Source organism: Pseudomonas sp. SZ57 (genome assembly GCF_009495975.1).
GTDB classification, from domain to species: domain Bacteria; phylum Pseudomonadota; class Gammaproteobacteria; order Pseudomonadales; family Pseudomonadaceae; genus Aquipseudomonas; species Aquipseudomonas syringae.
In genome coordinates this window covers 136,417-153,661 of record NZ_WIBD01000003.1, presented here as the reverse complement: position 1 = coordinate 153,661, position 17,245 = coordinate 136,417, and the positions used below count along the sequence as shown (strand labels likewise).

The 17,245-nt window shown below is 59.6% G+C and carries 20 protein-coding genes; 13 read left to right on the top strand and 7 right to left on the bottom strand.

From position 1 onward, the window contains the following. Nucleotides 1-82 precede the first annotated feature (82 nt). Both GE543_RS04350 and GE543_RS04340 read left to right on the top strand, forming a co-directional pair. Entirely contained in the window at nt 83-1,249 is a 1,167-nt protein-coding gene (locus GE543_RS04350; protein ID WP_100072302.1) for a 1-acyl-sn-glycerol-3-phosphate acyltransferase, read from the top strand. 284 nt (nt 1,250-1,533) lie between these two features. After that, complete coding sequence (locus GE543_RS04340) at nt 1,534-1,740, top strand: hypothetical protein (RefSeq protein ID WP_003346138.1); 207 nt, start codon at nt 1,534-1,536, stop codon at nt 1,738-1,740. A gap of 73 nt (nt 1,741-1,813) precedes the next feature. Here the strand turns inward: GE543_RS04340 and GE543_RS04335 are convergent, their stop codons facing one another. Further along, nucleotides 1,814-2,395, bottom strand: a complete 582-nt coding sequence (locus GE543_RS04335) for a YajG family lipoprotein (RefSeq protein ID WP_003408667.1) — start codon at nt 2,393-2,395, stop codon at nt 1,814-1,816. A 228-nt stretch (nt 2,396-2,623) separates the two neighbouring features. Here GE543_RS04335 and GE543_RS04330 point away from each other — a divergent pair, with 228 nt between their 5' ends. From GE543_RS04330 to mqo, 3 genes are all read left to right on the top strand, one after another. After that, the gene (locus GE543_RS04330) at nt 2,624-2,857 is read left to right on the top strand and encodes a hypothetical protein (RefSeq protein WP_153220887.1); all 234 of its coding nucleotides are present in this window, start codon (nt 2,624-2,626) and stop codon (nt 2,855-2,857) included. A 182-nt stretch (nt 2,858-3,039) separates the two neighbouring features. Continuing rightward, a complete protein-coding gene (locus GE543_RS27235) occupies nt 3,040-3,216 on the top strand; it encodes a hypothetical protein (RefSeq protein WP_153220886.1) in 177 nt (58 codons plus the stop codon). 362 nt (nt 3,217-3,578) lie between these two features. Then, on the top strand, nt 3,579-5,087 hold the full coding sequence (gene mqo / locus GE543_RS04320) for a malate dehydrogenase (quinone) (RefSeq protein WP_003408666.1): 1,509 nt from the start codon (nt 3,579-3,581) through the stop codon (nt 5,085-5,087). Between the two features lie 85 nt (nt 5,088-5,172). Here the strand turns inward: mqo and GE543_RS04315 are convergent, their stop codons facing one another. Then, a complete protein-coding gene (locus GE543_RS04315) occupies nt 5,173-6,069 on the bottom strand; it encodes a homocysteine S-methyltransferase family protein (RefSeq protein WP_178118542.1) in 897 nt (298 codons plus the stop codon). A 110-nt stretch (nt 6,070-6,179) separates the two neighbouring features. On the opposite strand from GE543_RS04315, the gene GE543_RS04310 reads away from it, so the two are divergent. Both GE543_RS04310 and GE543_RS04305 read left to right on the top strand, forming a co-directional pair. Then, nucleotides 6,180-7,001 carry an ABC transporter substrate-binding protein gene (locus tag GE543_RS04310; RefSeq protein ID WP_371927090.1) on the top strand — a complete coding sequence of 274 codons (822 nt, stop codon included), beginning with the start codon at nt 6,180-6,182 and terminating at the stop codon, nt 6,999-7,001. Further along, entirely contained in the window at nt 6,998-7,831 is an 834-nt protein-coding gene (locus GE543_RS04305; RefSeq protein WP_153220884.1) for an amino acid ABC transporter permease, read from the top strand. The genes GE543_RS04310 and GE543_RS04305 overlap by 4 nt, the downstream gene beginning before the upstream one ends. A 299-nt stretch (nt 7,832-8,130) precedes the next feature. Here the strand turns inward: GE543_RS04305 and GE543_RS04295 are convergent, their stop codons facing one another. The 3 genes from GE543_RS04295 to GE543_RS04285 form a co-directional block, all read right to left on the bottom strand. Then, complete coding sequence (locus GE543_RS04295) at nt 8,131-8,418, bottom strand: PA4642 family protein (protein ID WP_004419120.1); 288 nt, start codon at nt 8,416-8,418, stop codon at nt 8,131-8,133. Nucleotides 8,419-8,484: 66 nt separating this feature from the next. Continuing rightward, entirely contained in the window at nt 8,485-8,988 is a 504-nt protein-coding gene (locus tag GE543_RS04290) for a hypothetical protein (RefSeq protein WP_153220882.1), read from the bottom strand. A gap of 66 nt (nt 8,989-9,054) precedes the next feature. Then, nucleotides 9,055-9,612 carry a hypoxanthine-guanine phosphoribosyltransferase gene (locus tag GE543_RS04285; protein ID WP_003421702.1) on the bottom strand — a complete coding sequence of 186 codons (558 nt, stop codon included), beginning with the start codon at nt 9,610-9,612 and terminating at the stop codon, nt 9,055-9,057. A gap of 207 nt (nt 9,613-9,819) precedes the next feature. Between GE543_RS04285 and upp the strand changes: the two genes are divergently transcribed. Together upp and GE543_RS04275 are read left to right on the top strand one after the other, a co-directional pair. Next, nucleotides 9,820-10,458 carry a uracil phosphoribosyltransferase gene (gene upp, locus GE543_RS04280; RefSeq protein WP_003408662.1) on the top strand — a complete coding sequence of 213 codons (639 nt, stop codon included), beginning with the start codon at nt 9,820-9,822 and terminating at the stop codon, nt 10,456-10,458. 4 nt (nt 10,459-10,462) lie between these two features. Next, the gene (locus tag GE543_RS04275) at nt 10,463-11,740 is read left to right on the top strand and encodes a uracil-xanthine permease family protein (RefSeq protein WP_003408661.1); all 1,278 of its coding nucleotides are present in this window, start codon (nt 10,463-10,465) and stop codon (nt 11,738-11,740) included. Between the two features lie 76 nt (nt 11,741-11,816). Here GE543_RS04275 and hemH read toward each other — a convergent pair whose 3' ends face one another. Both hemH and GE543_RS04265 read right to left on the bottom strand, forming a co-directional pair. Further along, nucleotides 11,817-12,839 (bottom strand): ferrochelatase, encoded by a 1,023-nt coding sequence (hemH, locus tag GE543_RS04270; protein WP_003408660.1) that lies wholly within the window; start codon nt 12,837-12,839, stop codon nt 11,817-11,819. A 27-nt stretch (nt 12,840-12,866) separates the two neighbouring features. Beyond that, nucleotides 12,867-13,769, bottom strand: a complete 903-nt coding sequence (locus GE543_RS04265; RefSeq protein ID WP_153220880.1) for a TIGR01777 family oxidoreductase — start codon at nt 13,767-13,769, stop codon at nt 12,867-12,869. A 289-nt stretch (nt 13,770-14,058) separates the two neighbouring features. Here GE543_RS04265 and GE543_RS04260 point away from each other — a divergent pair, with 289 nt between their 5' ends. The 4 genes from GE543_RS04260 (at nt 14,059) to GE543_RS04245 (ending at nt 17,243) form a co-directional block, all read left to right on the top strand. Continuing rightward, nucleotides 14,059-15,045, top strand: a complete 987-nt coding sequence (locus tag GE543_RS04260; protein ID WP_153220877.1) for an NAD(P)/FAD-dependent oxidoreductase — start codon at nt 14,059-14,061, stop codon at nt 15,043-15,045. Next, a complete protein-coding gene (locus GE543_RS04255; protein ID WP_003318221.1) occupies nt 15,042-15,257 on the top strand; it encodes a TIGR02450 family Trp-rich protein in 216 nt (71 codons plus the stop codon). The genes GE543_RS04260 and GE543_RS04255 overlap by 4 nt, the downstream gene beginning before the upstream one ends. Before the next feature lie 117 nt (nt 15,258-15,374). Continuing rightward, nucleotides 15,375-16,337, top strand: coding sequence for a DUF523 and DUF1722 domain-containing protein (locus GE543_RS04250; RefSeq protein ID WP_103695894.1), 963 nt, complete (start codon nt 15,375-15,377; stop codon nt 16,335-16,337). A 3-nt stretch (nt 16,338-16,340) separates the two neighbouring features. Then, nucleotides 16,341-17,243 carry a MerR family transcriptional regulator gene (locus GE543_RS04245; RefSeq protein ID WP_003408656.1) on the top strand — a complete coding sequence of 301 codons (903 nt, stop codon included), beginning with the start codon at nt 16,341-16,343 and terminating at the stop codon, nt 17,241-17,243. The last annotated feature ends 2 nt before the right edge of the window (nt 17,244-17,245 follow it).

The following is a 17,245-nucleotide window of genomic DNA, read 5'->3' as shown; positions in this document are numbered from 1 at the left end:
TGCGTATAATTGACCCATTCTTCAGAAGGCAGTTTTAACAAATCCGTCTTCTTTTTACCCTATTCGATTCAAACAAGAGAGCATGATGGGCGAATTTGATGCCATCCGACCTTACAACGATGCAGAAGTCCCCGCCGTCTTGGCACGTCTGCTGAGCGACAAAGCCTTTCTCGCCATTCTGACCCGATTCCGCTTTCCACGCCTGGCGGGCGCATTCGGCTGGCTGCTGCAGCCCACCCTGGCGCGCAAGCTGCGCCGCGAATTTGCCGGTATCGACTCGGTCGCCACGCTGCAGGACAAAGTCGAATATTACGTCGACCACACCATCGAACGCGCCACGGACGGGGTCACCTACACCGGCGTCGAACAGCTGAAGTCCGGTTGCGCCTACCTGTTTCTGGCCAACCATCGCGATATCGTCATGGACCCGGCGTTCGTCAACTACGCCGTGTACCACGCAGGCCTGCCCACCCCGCGCATCGCGATTGGCGACAACCTGCTGCAAAAGCCATTCGTCAGCGACCTGATGCGTCTGAACAAGAGCTTCATCGTGCACCGCTCGATCATCGGGCGGCGCGAGAAAATGGCGGCTTATCAATTGCTGTCGGCGTACATCAATCACTCGATCACCCAAGACTGCCAGTCGATCTGGATCGCTCAGGCCGAGGGCCGCGCCAAGGACGGTGACGACCGTACCGAGTCGGCGATCCTCAAGATGTTCCACATGAGCCGCAAGGATGAGCCGTTTGGCGACGTGATTCGTTCGCTGAACCTGATCCCGGTGTCGATCAGCTACGAATATGATCCATGCGACAGCGCCAAGGCCCGCGAGCTGTACATTCGTGCGACAACCGGCGTCTACACCAAGACGCCGGGCGAAGACGACGTGAGCATTGCCCTGGGGATCACCGGCTATAAAGGCCGTGTGCATGTGAACTTCGCAGCGCCGATCACCGAGCATTTCGAGGACACCAAGCAACTGGCCATAGAGATGGACCGGCAGATTCTCGGCGGCTATCGGCTGTTCCCGGTGCATTACCTGGCGTACGCACAGTGGAACGATGCAGATCCGGCGCTTGAAGTGCCGAAGGCCGAAGCGCTGTTCCCGGCCGATGAACTCGAGCGCGCCAGGGAAGAGTGGGAAACCCGCCTGGCAGGCACACCGATCGAGCACCGCCCTTACATGATTCAGCAATACGCGACCCCGGTACGCAACCAGTACCGCGTCAAGGCAGGGCTGGCGCTTTAAGACCTGGAACGTCTATCGTGCCCATGCTGCCGCTCCGGGCGCTCTGCGCCCGGTCTTGAGCGCTTCAGCGCCATGACGCAGAGCGTCACCCAAGGCTTTCCCACGCTGGAGTGTGAGGAACGACAGGTGTACGGGCGAGCACGTATCACGCCCAGGCTCCGCGTGGTCATGCGCCCTCGAAACATCCTGCATGACAATTCTCTGCCGCTGTCACCCCAGCGTCATACTTCGCCTGCATTGTGTGGCTCCTCGAGAAACGGACTTCCCTCTCTTTGGAGCTTGTCATGCTGCATGCAAAAAATCAGGATCGCCTTTATCTCATCGCCCCAAGCGATGAGCAGCAGGAGTTGATCGATGGCCTGGCCTTCAATGTTCAGGACCGCCACTGGCTGGTCTACTGTGCACTGGGCGGGCATGTTCATCATGATCTGCCGGATCTGGATCAGGACACGGGCTTGAGTTTCCTCGACTTTTACCAACAGGCGGCTTGATACCAAACCCGGAACAGCAAAAAGCCCGGCCCCTTCAACAGGGGCCGGGCTTTTTATCGCAATGGTTAGAGGCTTACTGCGACAGGGTCGAACCGATGGTCGGGTCCTGGAAGACGCGGGTCAGTGCGTCGCTCAACACGTCGCTCACCAGCTTGGTGTTGGTTTCCTGATTCGGCGCCATACCGAAACGCTGATCCAGCGATGCGGCGTAACGACCACTGTAGGTGCGACCGTTATTGCGCACGTCAGCGCGGAACGTCGAGCTGATGGTGGCTTCAGTCACGTACAGACCTTCCTTCGGCGACTGGTACTTCAGGTCTGCCAGGGTCACGGTCAACTGCGGAGCGCTGCCGCCCTGGGTCGGCGTAAAGCCCAGCAGGCGCACGGCGGCTTCAGCCTGAGCCTGAAGCTTGGGAACGATGTCGGCACCGGTGACGCTGATCGAACTGGTTTCCGGGTACATGCCACCGCGCGTGCCCAGTGTCGGGCCAGGACGGCCGTCGACGACACGCACCACCACAGGCTGCCCGCGCCCTACCGCTGCCAGCTGCGCATTGAGCTTGGGCGTGGGGCTGAGTTGTTGTGGGCTGTGGGCACAGCCCACCAGGGTCAAACTGCTTACAGCAAGCAAACCGAACAAAATGCGACGCAGCATGCTCATTTCTCCATGGGCCAGACACTGAATGTGCCGCAGTATAGCGGCCTGTCACAGCCGCTAACCAGAGGCCACTGACCGTTAAGCCTCGGACATTCGCCACGCATCGGGGTTCACGCCGCAACGCAGGGCAAGATTCATCCGGCACGGTGTAATCAGGGCGTCACATCCACACGGCAGACTCGCCTCCATCGCACAGACGCTCATTCACGTCACAGGAGCTGCGCCATGAATCTGTTCCGGTCTCTGTTCACTGCACGTCCCCAGCATCGCCACTACGCGCGTATCGATCAGGCGGGCGTCTGCCGTGCGTTCAAACACTGCGCACAACGTCCGAATGGCGTGGAATGGGTCGAAGTGACCGAGCAACGGCTCAGCTGGCTGAATCAGCCACTGCCCGCCAGCGCACGCATGACGCAGCGTAGCGAACGCTCAACGCGCGGCCAGTTGCTCACCGCCTGACCGGGGAGCGAATAAAAGTCATTTAAAGCGATCAATTCCTGCCATTTCATCGCTATAATCTCCCCCCGATTATAAGGACGTCTCCTGATCGGGCCTCGCAGCACTGCTAATCGCCGTATTAGCGCCTTCGTAATGCCCACAGAGAGCCGCCCACACAGGTCATTTGCGCACGAGTGTGCTCGATGAAAGGTGAAGAATGCTCGAATCATATCGAACCTTTCTTGCCGGTCAGCGCCTCACTCTTTATGCGCCTGACCTGCCAGCGCTGTCATCGCAGCCATTTCGAGGTTTGGTTCGCGTTCCCAAAAGGACGCGAAAAACGGGTTTCACTACTTCACAAGAGTGTGGCGAGCAAATGAATAGGTACGCGTTTGTAAATGCACCATCAGCGTCTGAACCGGCTCTCTTGAACAGGACTGACCGCGACTGCGCCTCCATGACCGGAGCCTGACGCCATCGACAGGCGCCCGTTGCAAAAGGGGCTCCCTGACGATGGTCGAATGGCCTCGCAGGCCTGGAAATGCGTTCATGAAGTATTGATGAACCATGACCGGGCCTGACCGGGACCTGCGCTTTGGATGCGAAAAATTGCGAAGAATCGGTCAGGCGATCCTGGCCAGGCAAACGAGGGTAGACGCTTGATTCAGCCCACGAACACCTGGCAAACAGCCTCAGGATCGTATGCCGTCAATTTGGTGCTGCAGATTTTGGAGACGCGTTAATGGCGCATAACGAAGCAGTCGATGTAGTACTGGTCGGAGCGGGCATCATGAGTGCCACTCTGGCGGTATTGCTAAAAGAGCTCGACCCCGGCATCACGCTGGAAGTCGTTGAGCTGATGGATTCCGGTGCTGCGGAGAGTTCCAACCCGTGGAACAACGCCGGCACCGGCCACGCCGGTCTGTGCGAGCTGAACTACACGCCGCCTGCGGCTGATGGCTCCATCGACATCAAGAAAGCGGTACACATCAACACCCAGTTCGAAGTCTCGAAACAGTTCTGGGCCTACCTGGCGCGCAAGGGCACCTTTGGTTCAGCTCGCTCATTCATCAACCCGGTTCCGCACCTGAGCTTCGTACAGGGCGAAAAAGGCGTCTCGTTCCTCAAGACCCGTTTTGAAGCCATGAGCAAGCATCACGCCTTCTCTTCGATGGAATACACCGAGGACAAGGCAACGCTGGCCGAGTGGATGCCATTGATGATGCCTGGCCGGCCTGCGGACGAAAAAATTGCCGCAACGCGCATGATGAACGGCACCGACGTCAACTTTGGCGCGCTGACCAATCAACTGCTCGGCCACCTGACCAGCGCTCCAGGCACGCAGATCAAGTACCGCAGCCGGGTGACCAATCTGACCCGCAACGGCGCTGGCTGGACCGTCAGCGTCAAGGATGTGAATGGCGGCGGCACGCGTGAGATAGATGCCAAGTTCGTGTTCCTCGGTGCCGGTGGCGCAGCGTTGCCGCTGTTGCAGTTGTCGGGCATTGAAGAAAGCAAGGGCTTTGGCGGCTTCCCGGTCAGCGGCCAGTGGCTGCGTTGCGACAACCCGGAAGTGGTCAAGCACCACCAGGCCAAGGTCTACAGCCAGGCTGCCGTGGGCTCGCCGCCAATGTCCGTCCCGCATCTGGATACCCGCGTGGTCGATGGCAAGAAGTCCCTGCTGTTCGGACCTTATGCCGGTTTCACCACCAAGTTCCTGAAACACGGCTCGTACCTCGACCTGCCGCTGTCGGTCCGCGTGGCCAACATCAAACCGATGCTGGCGGTGGCGCGCGACAACATGGACCTGACCAAATACTTGGTCAGCGAAGTGATGCAATCGATGGAGCAACGCCTGGAATCGCTGCGCCGCTTCTATCCGGAAGCGAAAGCCGAAGACTGGCGCCTCGAAATCGCCGGTCAGCGCGTGCAGATCATCAAGAAAGACGCGAAAAAAGGCGGCGTGCTGCAATTCGGCACCGAGCTGGTGTCTGCACAGGATGGCTCGCTGGCCGCACTGCTCGGCGCTTCGCCCGGCGCTTCGGTAACTGTGTCGATCATGCTTGAACTGATCGAGCGCTGCTTCCCGGAGAAAACCCGCACGGAATGGGCGACCAAGCTCGAAGAGATTTTCCCGGCCCGGGAGAAGATCCTCGAAACCGATGCGCCGCTCTACGAGCGCATCAGCGCGCAGAACGACGAGGCGCTGGAGCTGGTCGAGAAAAGCAGCCAGGAACACAGCTTCGCCTGACCCGACTGCTGCTGTGCTGTCACAAAAAGCCCCGTGAGCCTTTACCAGCCACGGGGCTTTTTATTGCGTTTATTGCAGGCGCCGGTCAGAGGCTTCTGGACAGTACGGCAATGTGCTCCGGGCCAATCCCGCAGCAGCCGCCAATGTGCGTGGCGCCGCGCTTGACCCAGTCTGCCGCCCACTGCTGATAGCCCTGCGGGTCAAGGTCTTCACGCAGCTCATCCAGGCCGTCGTTGGCGGTGGCGTCCTTGGGTTGCGGCGGGAAGGCGTTGGCGTACGCGCCGATGGCAATGTCGACGTTCAGCGACGTGAACACCTCTCGCGCCGCATCGATTGCGCCACCGATCACCTCTGGCTGGCTGCAGTTGAACAGCAGCGTGGCGACGCCCATTGCTGCGGCAGCCCTGGCGGCGTCGGCGACCGGCTCGCCTGAGCGCAGGCGCGGAACCTCGTCAGTGTCTTCATCCTGCAGGGTGAACGACAGCCAGAACGGTTTGCCGTCATTGGGCAGCCCGGCGCGGATGGTCTGCGCTTCGAGAATGCAGCTCTGGGTTTCGGCCAGCCACAGGTCGACATACGGCGACAGCCCGGCAACCAGTGGTTTCAGAACGTTGGCAGCCAGTTCTGGCTGGTACAGGTCAGGGCGATAGGAACCGAACAGCGGCGGAATGGAGCCGGCCACCCGGGCGCGTCCGCCAGACGCATCGGCCGACTCGCGCGCCAGTTGCCCGGCCAGTGCTGCCAATGCCTCACCTTCGCGGGCAAAACGTTCTTCGCCAATATGAAACGGCACGACGGCGTAGCTGTTACTGGTAATGACCCGAGCACCACTTTCGATATAAGCGGCGTGCACCGCACTGACTGCTTCCGGTGCTTCACTCAATGCCAGCGCCGACCATTCAGGCTGGCGAAACGGGGCTCCGCGACGCTGCAGCTCACGGCCCATGCCGCCATCGAGAATTACAGTTGTGCCTAGCTTCATATGTGATCTGCTTATATGTATATGAAAAAAACTCATTATGAGTCAGTCTTGTATAACGTATTTAATACGGCCCTTTCATCAAACTACAAACACTTTTTCAGGGGATATCTGTGAACTATCGCGCTCTGCTGGGCATCGGCCTGGTCACTCTGGCAGCCTCCACGCAAGTTCTGGCCGGCGCCACGCTGGATCGCGTGCAGAAAAACAAAGAGCTGGTCAACGTTCTCATGGAAAGTTACCCGCCCTTCTCTTTCCTGAATGACAAGAATGAACTGGACGGCTTCGATGTCGACGTCGCCAAGGCCGTGGCGCAGAAACTGGGCGTCAAGCTGCGCCTCGAAACACCGTCCTGGGACGTGATCGCCGCGGGCCACTGGAGCGGCCGTTATGACATCTGCGTCTGCTCGATGACGCCGAGCAAGGCCCGCGCCGAAGTGTTCAACTTCCCGGTCGAGTACTACGCCTCGCCTGCGGTGATCGTGGTCAACGCCTCGGATGATAGTATCCATTCGGCCAAGGACCTGAGCGGCAAGAAGGTCGGTCTGACCAGCGCCTCCAGCTACGAAAGTTACCTGAACAAGAATCTGGTCATTGATGGCGCCGAAGACAAGCCACTGCAGTACCCGTTCGAAGACGTGCAGATCGCTCCGTACGACAACGACAACGTGGCCTTTCAAGACCTCGGGCTGGGTGCCGGCAAGCGGCTGGACGCGATACTCACCAATCTGGTGACCGCAAAACCGCGCCTGGATCAGGACAAGCGCTTCAAACTGGCAGGCGAGCCGCTGTATGAAGAACCCAACTCGGTAGCCATCGAAAAAGACGATCCGGAATGGGACGCCAAGGTTCGCCAAGTCTTTGCCGAACTCAAGAGCGACGGCACCCTGAGCAAGCTGTCGCAAAAGTGGATCGGTGCTGACATCAGCAAATGACTTCCTTTCAGCCCCAGCGCCCACCCGAGCAGGCCGAACAGAGCCTGCTCAAGCGAGTTTTCGGCTTCCGCACACGGCTTTACCTGACCTGGCTGGTCATGTTCGTCCTGTTCGCCGGCTTCTTCCTGAGCTTCGACCTGAAGCTGTCGATCATCCTCGACAAGCTGCCGAACCTGATCGGACTGCATCTGGCCCCCAACGGCTTTCTGCAGGGCGCGGCGCTGACATTATTCGTGTCGGTGTGCTCGATCGTGGTTTCGGTCGCACTCGGCTTTGTCACGGCACTCGCGCGGCTTTCCAGCAGCGCGGTGGCGTTCGGCATCGCCAGCTTCTACGCCTCGTTCTTTCGCGGCACGCCATTGTTGATTCAGATCCTGCTGATCTATCTCGGTCTGCCACAACTCGGCATCGTGCCCGGAGCCATCACGGCGGGAGTGATCGCGCTGTCGCTCAACTACGGGGCGTACCTGAGCGAGATTTTCCGTGCCGGCATCATCGGCGTCTCTGCAGGACAACGTGAAGCCGCACTGGCCCTGGCATTGCGCCCGGCGCATATCTTCTGGCGCGTCACCCTGCCCCAGGCCATGCGCACGATCATTCCGCCGACCACCAACCAGTTCATCTCCATGCTCAAGGATTCTTCACTGATTTCAGTGATGGGCGTCTGGGAAGTGATGTTTCTGGCCCAGTCTTACGGCCGCTCCAGCTATCGATACATCGAAATGCTGACCACCGCAGCGGTGCTGTACTGGATCATGTCGATCGGGCTGGAGTTGTTGCAGTCACGACTGGAGCGGCATTACGGCAAGGCGTATCAGGCGCGCAAATAACTGCAGCGTTCGTCCTCACGCTTTGCGCTCAGTGTTATACGCAAGTCTGTTTTGGATTCTGGCCGAAGGCCGTGGGAGCGAACTTGTTCGCGAAGGGGGTCGTATAATCGCCGAAAATGCATCGACTAAAACACCGTCTTCGCGAACAAGTTCGCTCCCACGCCCTCTGGGCAGAAGCTCGGAAGCCCGTTATTCCGGGCGCTCTAGGACGTGTGTATAACGACTGAGAGCTCCGCGTGGGAATGCAGTTCCGGACGCTCTGCGTCCAGCTCTGGCAATGCGGAGCATTGGCACGACAGTCAACCGCGGGCTTTCTCGATCAGTTCGATGTATTCATCAGCATTGCGCTGATCCTTGATCAGGGCGATGAAGTCGTTGCCGTGCTCGTCCTTGCCATCGAAGTCATGGCCCGCTTCCTTGAAGAACACCAGAAAGCGTTCGAAATCGTTGATGCGCAGCCCACGGTAGGCCTTGATCAGCTTGTGCAGCGACGGCGAGGTAGCATCATACGGCTCGAAGTTGAGGAACAGTTTGATCTGCTCATCGCCGATCTCATCGCCAATCAGCTGCTTCTTATCTTTACGCATTACAGGCTCCAGCAGGTCGCAGACACTTTCACGGGCGGGCAGTTTACCCTCCGGCGAGCGCCGCACTCAACGCGCACGTGCAGAGGTGGTGTGCAGATCAGCCCAGATGTGCCCGTTGGCATAACTGAGGAACTGACAATAGACCTTCTCGTTGCGCAGCAAGTCCACCAGCACGCGGTACTGGGACAGCGGGTAATAAAGCGTCAACGTGCTCGACGGCTCATCATAGGTCGGCTTTTTAAGGCTTTTGCTATCACCGCCGTCGAAGTGCACGAGCACCTGGGAGATGGACGCACCCTTGTTCAGCGACTTGCCCTTGAGGCGCAGCGACAAGGGCGAAGTGACCGGAATCGGCTGCTGACTCGACTGCCGCTGGTTACCGGCAACGATGGTGTATTCGGTGACACGCATCAACTGTTGCTGCTCGGGCACACCTTCGCGCAGGCTCAGATCGTCAGGCGGCAGGTATTGATCGTGCATGGGGCTGGCCGATACCGGCGCAGTAGGTGCGGCAACTGCCACACCAGACAACAGCACCAACGCCACGGCGCCGGGAATCAGTAGCTTCATTGAGGGTTTCCATATAATTGCCAATCGACGACCGCCCCTGTTCGCAGAAGCGGTCGTCAGAATGCCTTACATCCCTTTGACCGCATAGATACCGGCAGCATTACGCCAGTAGCCTTTGTAGTCCATACCGAAACCGAAGATATAACGGTCGATGCACGGCAGACCGACGTAGTCGGCTTTCAGGTCCGGACGAGCCTTGCGGTCGTGGTCCTTGTCGATCAGCACGGCAGTGTGCACAGCGCGGGCACCGGCGTGTTTGCAGAAGTCGATGATGGCGCCCAGAGTGTGACCTTCATCGAGGATGTCATCGATGATCAGCACGTCACGGTCCATGAACGAGACTTCCGGCTTGGCTTTCCAGAACAGATCGCCGCCGGTGGTTTCGTTGCGATAGCGCGTTGCGTGCAGGTAGGACGCTTCCAGCGGGAAGTTCAGGTGGGTGAGCAACTTGCCGGAGAAAATCAGGCCGCCATTCATGACACAGAACACAACAGGATTGCGCTCGGCCAGTTCGGCGTTGATCTGCGCGCCGACGCGGGCAATGGCCGCATCCACTTCGGACTCGGTGTACAGGCAGTCAGCTTCGCGCATGACTTGACGGATATGCTCGAGATCAGCGGACATGACGCTCTCCAGGTAAGGCAGTTTGAGAAAAGCGGGCAAAGGTACGCATCCGTTCAAGCCAGAGCAAGCGATTCTGGACTAACGTTGCGAGTGTCTTGCAAAAGCCGCGAACGTCGAAGCTTCGAGACGATACTGCACGCGCTTTAAGACAGTAACAGCTGAATAGATTAACCTAGACCGATTTTTGCCCCGCTGGAGCCTTTCCCCATGCCCATTCGTGAGATCCGTCACCCACTGATCCGCCACAAGCTCGGCCTTATGCGCCGCGCCGACATCAGCACCAAGAACTTCCGTGAGCTGGCTCAGGAAGTCGGCGCGCTGCTGACCTATGAAGCCACGGCCGACCTGACCCTGGAAAGTTACGACATTCAAGGCTGGGCCGGTACGGTGTCAGTCGAGAAGATCGCGGGCAAGAAAATCACCGTCGTGCCGATTCTGCGCGCCGGTATCGGCATGCTGGACGGCGTGCTCAGCCTGATCCCGGGCGCCAAGGTCAGCGCGGTCGGCGTGGCCCGCAACGAAGAAACCCTGCAGGCGCACACCTACCTGGAAAAACTGGTCCCGGAAATCGACGAGCGTCTGGCGATGATCATCGACCCGATGCTGGCCACCGGCAGCTCGATGGTCGCCACCATTGATCTGTTGAAGAAGGCTGGCTGCAAGGAAATCCGCGCCATGGTTCTGGTCGCTGCGCCCGAAGGCATCGCTGCCGTAGAGAAAGCGCACCCGGACGTGATGATCTACACCGCTTCCGTCGACGAGCGCCTGAACGAACACGGCTACATCATTCCGGGCCTGGGCGATGCCGGTGACAAGATTTTCGGCACCAAGCAGAAGGACGCGTAACCCGATGACGCAGCAGGAGTTCAACGATCCACTGTGGCGCACGATTCTATCCGGCGCACAAATGCTCTTCGTGGCCTTTGGCGCGCTGGTCCTGATGCCGCTGATCACCGGGCTCGATCCGAACGTGGCACTGTTCACCGCAGGCCTGGGTACGCTGTTGTTCCAGATTGTCACCGGGCGTCAGGTGCCGGTCTTTCTGGCCTCGAGCTTTGCCTTCATCACCCCGATCATCCTCGCCAAGGGCCAGTTCGGCCTGGCCGCGACCATGGGCGGCGTCATGGCGGCAGGCTTTGTGTACACCTTTCTCGGTCTGGCCGTGAAGATCAAGGGCACCGGTTTCATCGACCGCCTGCTGCCTCCGGTGGTGATCGGGCCGGTCATCATCTCGATCGGTCTGGCCATGGCGCCGATCGCAGCCAACATGGCGATGGGCAAGTCCGGCGATGGCGTGCAGTTGATCCCTTATCAAACCGCCATGCTGATTTCGATGCCCGCCTTGCTGACCACGCTGATCGTGGCGGTGTTCGGCAAAGGCATTTTCCGTCTGGTGCCGATCATCTCCGGCGTGCTGGTGGGGTTCGCACTGTCGTTCTACTTTGGTGTGGTCGATACCAAAAAGATCGCTGACGCCGCCTGGCTGGCCTTGCCACACTTCACCGCACCGGAATTCAACTGGCAGGCGATTCTGTTCATTGTCCCGGTCGCTCTGGCCCCGGCCATCGAGCACATCGGCGGAGTAATTGCAGTCGGCAGCGTGACCGGACGCGACTACCTGAAAAAGCCGGGCCTGCATCGCACGCTGTTCGGCGACGGCATCGCCACCACTGCTGCCGGTCTGTTCGGCGGCCCGCCCAATACCACCTACGCCGAAGTCACTGGCGCGGTGATGCTGACCAAGAATTACAACCCGCAGATCATGATCTGGGCATCGTTCTTTGCCATCACGCTGGCGTTCATTGGCAAGTTCGGGGCGCTGCTGCAGAGCATTCCGGTGCCGGTAATGGGCGGCATTCTGTGCCTGCTGTTCGGTTCGATTGCAGCGGTGGGCATGAACACCCTGATCCGCCACAAGATCGACCTGGCCGAAGCGCGCAACCTGGTGATTGTCTCGGTCACTCTGGTGTTCGGGATCGGCGGCGTATTGATCGGCACCGGCAACGGCCCGAACGACTTCGGCCTGAAAGGCATTGCCCTGTGCGCAGTGACCGCCATCGTCCTGAACCTGATCCTGCCGGGCAATGACAGCTGGAAGAACAAGCAACTGGATGATCAGTTGCCTTGATGCGCCCTTGTGGGAGTGAGCCTGTGTCCGACATGACATTCCGGACGCTCTGCGTCCGCCTTTGATGTTCAGCGCATCACAACATCAACGGCGCACGCTCGCACAGCCTGTTCAGCTCTTTCGCCCAGTTGGGATCGTCGTTCAGGCAAGGGATCAGGATCAGCTCCTCTCCCCCGGCTTCCTTGAACTGCTCGGCACCGCGGTCACCGATCTCTTCCAGCGTCTCGATGCAATCAGCCACGAACGCCGGGCACATGACCAGCAGCTTCCTGACACCTTTCGCCGCCAGTTCGTCCAGATGCGCTTCGGTGTAGGGTTCGATCCACTTGGCGCGCCCCAAACGTGACTGGAACGACACCGACCACTTGCCGTCAGGAATGCCCATACGCTTGGCGAACGCCGCCGCCGACTGTATGCACTGCGCGCGATAGCAGGTCGCGAGCACTTCGGCGGGTGCGGTCATGCAGCAGTCGTCCTTCAGGCAATGCTTGCCGGTCGGGTCGAGCTTGTGCAAGTGCCGCTCAGGCAGACCGTGAAAGCTCAGCAGCAAATGGTCATAAGATTGCTCCAGATGCGGCCGCACGCTTTCCACCAGCGCACTCAGGTACTCGGGCTGATCGTAGAACGGCTGCAGAACCGAGAACTGCATCTTCAACGATTTGGCGCGCACCACGCGTTTGGCTTCTTCGATGACCGTGGTCACCGTGCTGTCGGCGAACTGCGGGTACAGCGGCGCCAGGGTGACTTTCTTGAAGCCCTGCTCTGCCAGCCGCGTCAGCACCGTTTCAATGGACGGCTCGCCATAACGCATGGCCAGCTCGACCGGTCCGTGCGACCACTCCTTTTTCATCGCTTGCTGCAGGCGCTTGCTCAGCACCACCAGGGGCGAACCTTCATCCCACCAGATGGACGCATAGGCGTGCGCGGACTGCTCGGGCCGCTTGATCAGAATCAGCGAGACCAACAGCCTGCGCACGGGCCATGGCAGGTCGATCACATAAGGATCCATCAGGAACTGGTTCAGATAGCTGCGCACGTCTGCCACTTGAGTAGAAGCAGGCGAACCCAGATTGACCAGCAACAAAGCGTGATCGGTCATGCAACATCCTATTCATTTCAACAGCGTTCAGTGGCGACCCAGCAAATCCTGCAGGGCAATGTCGAGTTCGGTGTACTTGAATGTAAAACCAGCTTCCTGCAAACGCTCCGGCCGCGCACGCTGACCACCGAGCAGCAATACCGACAGCTCACCCAGCAATACCTTCAGGGCCAGCGCAGGCATGGGCATGAATGCCGGTCGGTGCAGAATGCCGGCCAGTGACTTGGCAAACTGACGATTGCGCACCGGTGAAGGCGCACACACATTATAAGGACCCTTTGCTTCATTCAGATTCAACAGAAAATCAATCGCGGCGATTTGGTCATGGATGTGAACCCACGGCATCCACTGCCTGCCATTGCCGATCGGCCCGCCCATGCCGAATTTGAAAGGTGGCAACAGACGCTGCAGAAAACCGGCACGATCGGACAGCACCAGCCCTGTGCGTATCAGCACCACGCGCACACCCAGCGCCTCGGCGCGTTGCGCGGTTTCTTCCCAGGCGTTGCACAGCTGACTGGCAAAGTCTTCCTTGGCAGGCAGCGAGGTTTCGTCGATTTCGCGCTCGCCACTGTCGCCGTACCAGCCGACTGCAGAACCGGAAATCATCAGCGCAGGTTTTTGCTCGCGAGTGCCCAACCATTTCAGTAGTTGTTCGGTCAGGCCAACGCGACTTTCCCACAGCAACAGACGGCGCTTGCGGGTCCAGGGGCGATCCGCAATGGGCGCGCCTGCCAGATTGATGATTGCATCCACCGGCTGCGCACCCAGCTCATCAAGGCTAGCAATGCCACGTACCGAGGGGCCGCACAGCTCGGCGACGTCGGCGGGTTTTCGGCTCCATACCGTCAACTCATGGCCTTGAGCAGACCAGGAACGGCAGAGCGCTCGTCCTATCAAACCAGTACCACCGGTCAGCAATATGTGCATGGCAGATAACCTCGCGTGGCGTAGGTGACAATTGGGTAGTCTTATTTTTACCAATAACGCTGTCCGTGACGTTGGTCCGGAAAACGAAACTGTCAGCTGAACCATAGGCCACAGCAGAATGAAACGCAGCTTCCGAGGCCTTTGCCCGAGTCGCTGAACCGTTCGACCTTGCCAGTGGCAATGTGACTCAATCGCTAAATGCCAAAACCACTGCAAGTTATACCAAACAAGAAGATTGTACAGGTTTTAACTACGGCGTAGTCTGTACAGACAAGGTAACGAGGCCCCTATGACTGTCCCTATCGCAATCATCGGTACCGGTATCGCCGGACTCTCAGCAGCCCAGGCGCTGACATCCGCCGGGCATCAGGTGCACCTCTTCGACAAGAGCCGCGGCAGCGGCGGTCGTATGTCCAGCAAGCGCAGCGACGCAGGTTCGCTGGACATGGGCGCACAGTATTTCACCGCCCGTGACCGGCGCTTTGCCACCGCAGTCAAGCAGTGGCAAACCCAGGGCCACGTCGCCGAGTGGACGCCCTCGCTCTACAACTTTCATGACGGCAGGCTCAGCCCCTCACCGGACGAGCAGGTGCGCTGGGTCGGCACCCCTGGCATGAGCGCCATTACCCGGGCGATGCGCGGCGATCTGCCGGTGTCGTTCTCGTGCCGCATCACTGAAGTGTTTCGCGGCGAACAACACTGGAACCTGCTGGATGCCGACGGCGAAAGCCACGGCCCTTTCAGCCATGTGATCATCGCCACCCCGGCCCCTCAGGCCACTGCCCTGCTGGCTGCCGCGCCGAAACTGGCCAGCGTCGTGGCTGGCGTGAAGATGGACCCGACCTGGGCTGTGGCGCTGGCTTTCGAAACCCCGTTGCAGACGCCCATGCAGGGTTGTTTCGTGCGGGACAGCCCGCTGGACTGGCTGGCCCGCAACCGCAGCAAACCCGAGCGCGACGCCACGCTCGATACCTGGGTACTGCACGCCACCAGCCAGTGGAGCCAGCAGAATATCGACGCCTCCAGAGAACAGGTCACCGAACAGTTGCACGGTGCATTCGCGGAGCTGATCGACTGCACCATGCCGGCGCCGGTATTCAGCCTCGCGCATCGCTGGCTGTATGCACGACCTGCCGGCTCTCACGAATGGGGCGCCCTGTCGGACGCCGATCTGGGCATTTACGTGTGCGGCGACTGGTGCCTGTCCGGGCGTGTGGAAGGCGCCTGGCTGAGTGGCCAGGAAGCCGCGCGCCGACTGCTGGAGCATGTGCAATGAATCAGATCAACCCGCGCAAGCTGCTGCTGTCGAAATGGACAGCCGCCACCCCGCTCAATCGGGAAAAACACTTTCTGGTGACCGAACTGTTCAAGGACGAAGAAGGCACCGTTCTGGAAGTCGAGCTGCAGGCCGTGCTGACCCAGCGCAGCGAGCGACTGCCGTGGCAAGTGCTGCAACAGGCGGATACCTGGCGGATGGGCTGGAAGTAGCTGGAATCAGCCCTTACCGCCCTCTACAAAGAATTTGACTTGTACAGTTACACCCCTATGATGAAGACAAGTTGTACAGCACGAACTATCTGTACAAGTCTTCTGTAGAGGTGACTGATGGCGGCGTCCGTAATCGAAAAACCCAAACTCGGCATCAGTGCCTGCCTGATGGGTGCAGAGGTTCGCTTCAATGGCGGACACAAGGAATCTCATCTGTGTACACAGGCGCTGAGCAAGTATTTCGATTTCGTCCAGGCGTGTCCTGAAGTCGCTATCGGCATGGGCATCCCCCGCGAGCCGATCAGGCTGGTAGGCGACGCAGAAAACCCAAAGGCGCTCGGCACGGTCAATCGTGACCTGGACGTCACCGAGGCCCTGGCGGATTACGGCATACAGATGGCCGCTGAGCTGGGTGATATCTGCGGCTACATCTTCATGCAGAAATCCCCGTCCTGCGGCCTGGAGCGCGTCAAGGTCTACCGCGAAAACGGCGCCCCGGTCGATGGCGGTGGTCGCGGCATCTATGCGCAGGCCTTTTGCGAACGTCACCCCGATCTACCCGTCGAGGAAGACGGGCGGCTCAACGATGCCGTGCTGCGCGAAAACTTCGTTACCCGCGTGTTTGCCTACGCGGCTTGGCAACAGCTGCTGAAAGAAGGCGTCACCCGGCGCGCCCTGACCGAATTCCACTCGCGCTACAAATACCAGCTGATGGCCAATGACCCGGTGCAATACAAGGCACTGGGCAAGCTGCTCGGCAGCATGGGCCGCACCGACCCGAATGAAATCGCGCCGATGTACTTCAGCCAACTGATGGCGGCCTTGAAAAAGTGCGCCACGCGCAGCACTCACACCAACGTCCTGCAGCACCTGTGTGGTTATTTGAAACAAACCATTACCAGTGAGGACAAGCAGGAAATCCAGCAGGTCATCGCCCAGTATCATCAGGGCATCGTGCCGTTGATCGTACCGCTGACGCTGCTCAAACATCATTTTCGCCAACATCCGGACCCGTATGTGGCACTGCAGGTGTACATGCAGCCCCACCCGGAAAACCTCAGCCTGCGCAATGCGATTTGACTCATGAATGAAACAGATACAGAGGTGCCGGGCGACTGGCTGCCGATCCGCGAGGTCGCACGGCAGACAGGCGTCAACGCCGTCACCCTGCGTGCCTGGGAGCGTCGTTACGGACTGATCGTCCCGCACCGCACCGCCAAAGGTCATCGGCTGTATTCGGACGAGCATGTGCAGCGCGTCATGAAGATTCTGACCTGGCTCAACCGTGGCGTGTCGGTCAGTCAGGTCAAGGGCCTGATCGATGACAATCGCCAGGACGCCCTGCCGCCGACCAACGACTGGGACGCATTGCGTCAAACCTTGCTGGTCGCGATCGGCGAGCTGGCCGAACGCCGGGTCGATGATGTGTTCAATCAAGCGATGTCGCTGTACCCGCCGCGCACGCTGTGTGAACAGCTGCTGCTGCCGCTGCTGGCCGAACTGGAACGGCGCTGGCAAGGCAAGTTCGGCGCACAACTGGAGCGCACGTTTTTCTACTCCTGGCTGCGCAGCAAGTTCGGCGCGCGCATCTATCACAACAACCGTCAGCTCAATGGCAGCCCGTTGCTGCTGGTCAATCAGTCCGATCTGCCGCTGGAGCCGCATCTGTGGCTCGCGGCCTGGCTGGTGAGCAGCGCCGACTGTCCGGTCGAGGTGTTCGACTGGCCACTGCCGGTCGGCGAGCTGGCGCTGGCAGCCGAATACCTCAAGCCACGAGGCATATTGCTGTATTCCAGCAAGTCGCTGAACGTGACCCATTTGCCCCGATTGCTGGCCAATATCACCTGCCCTGTCGTGCTGGGCGGACCAACGGTGCAGATCCATAATGCCGAGTTGCTCGTACAGGCCAAGGAGATATCTGGACTGACCCTTGCCCACGACGTACTCAGCGCTCAGATCGAGCTGGGCAAGCTCGGACTTATCTAAGG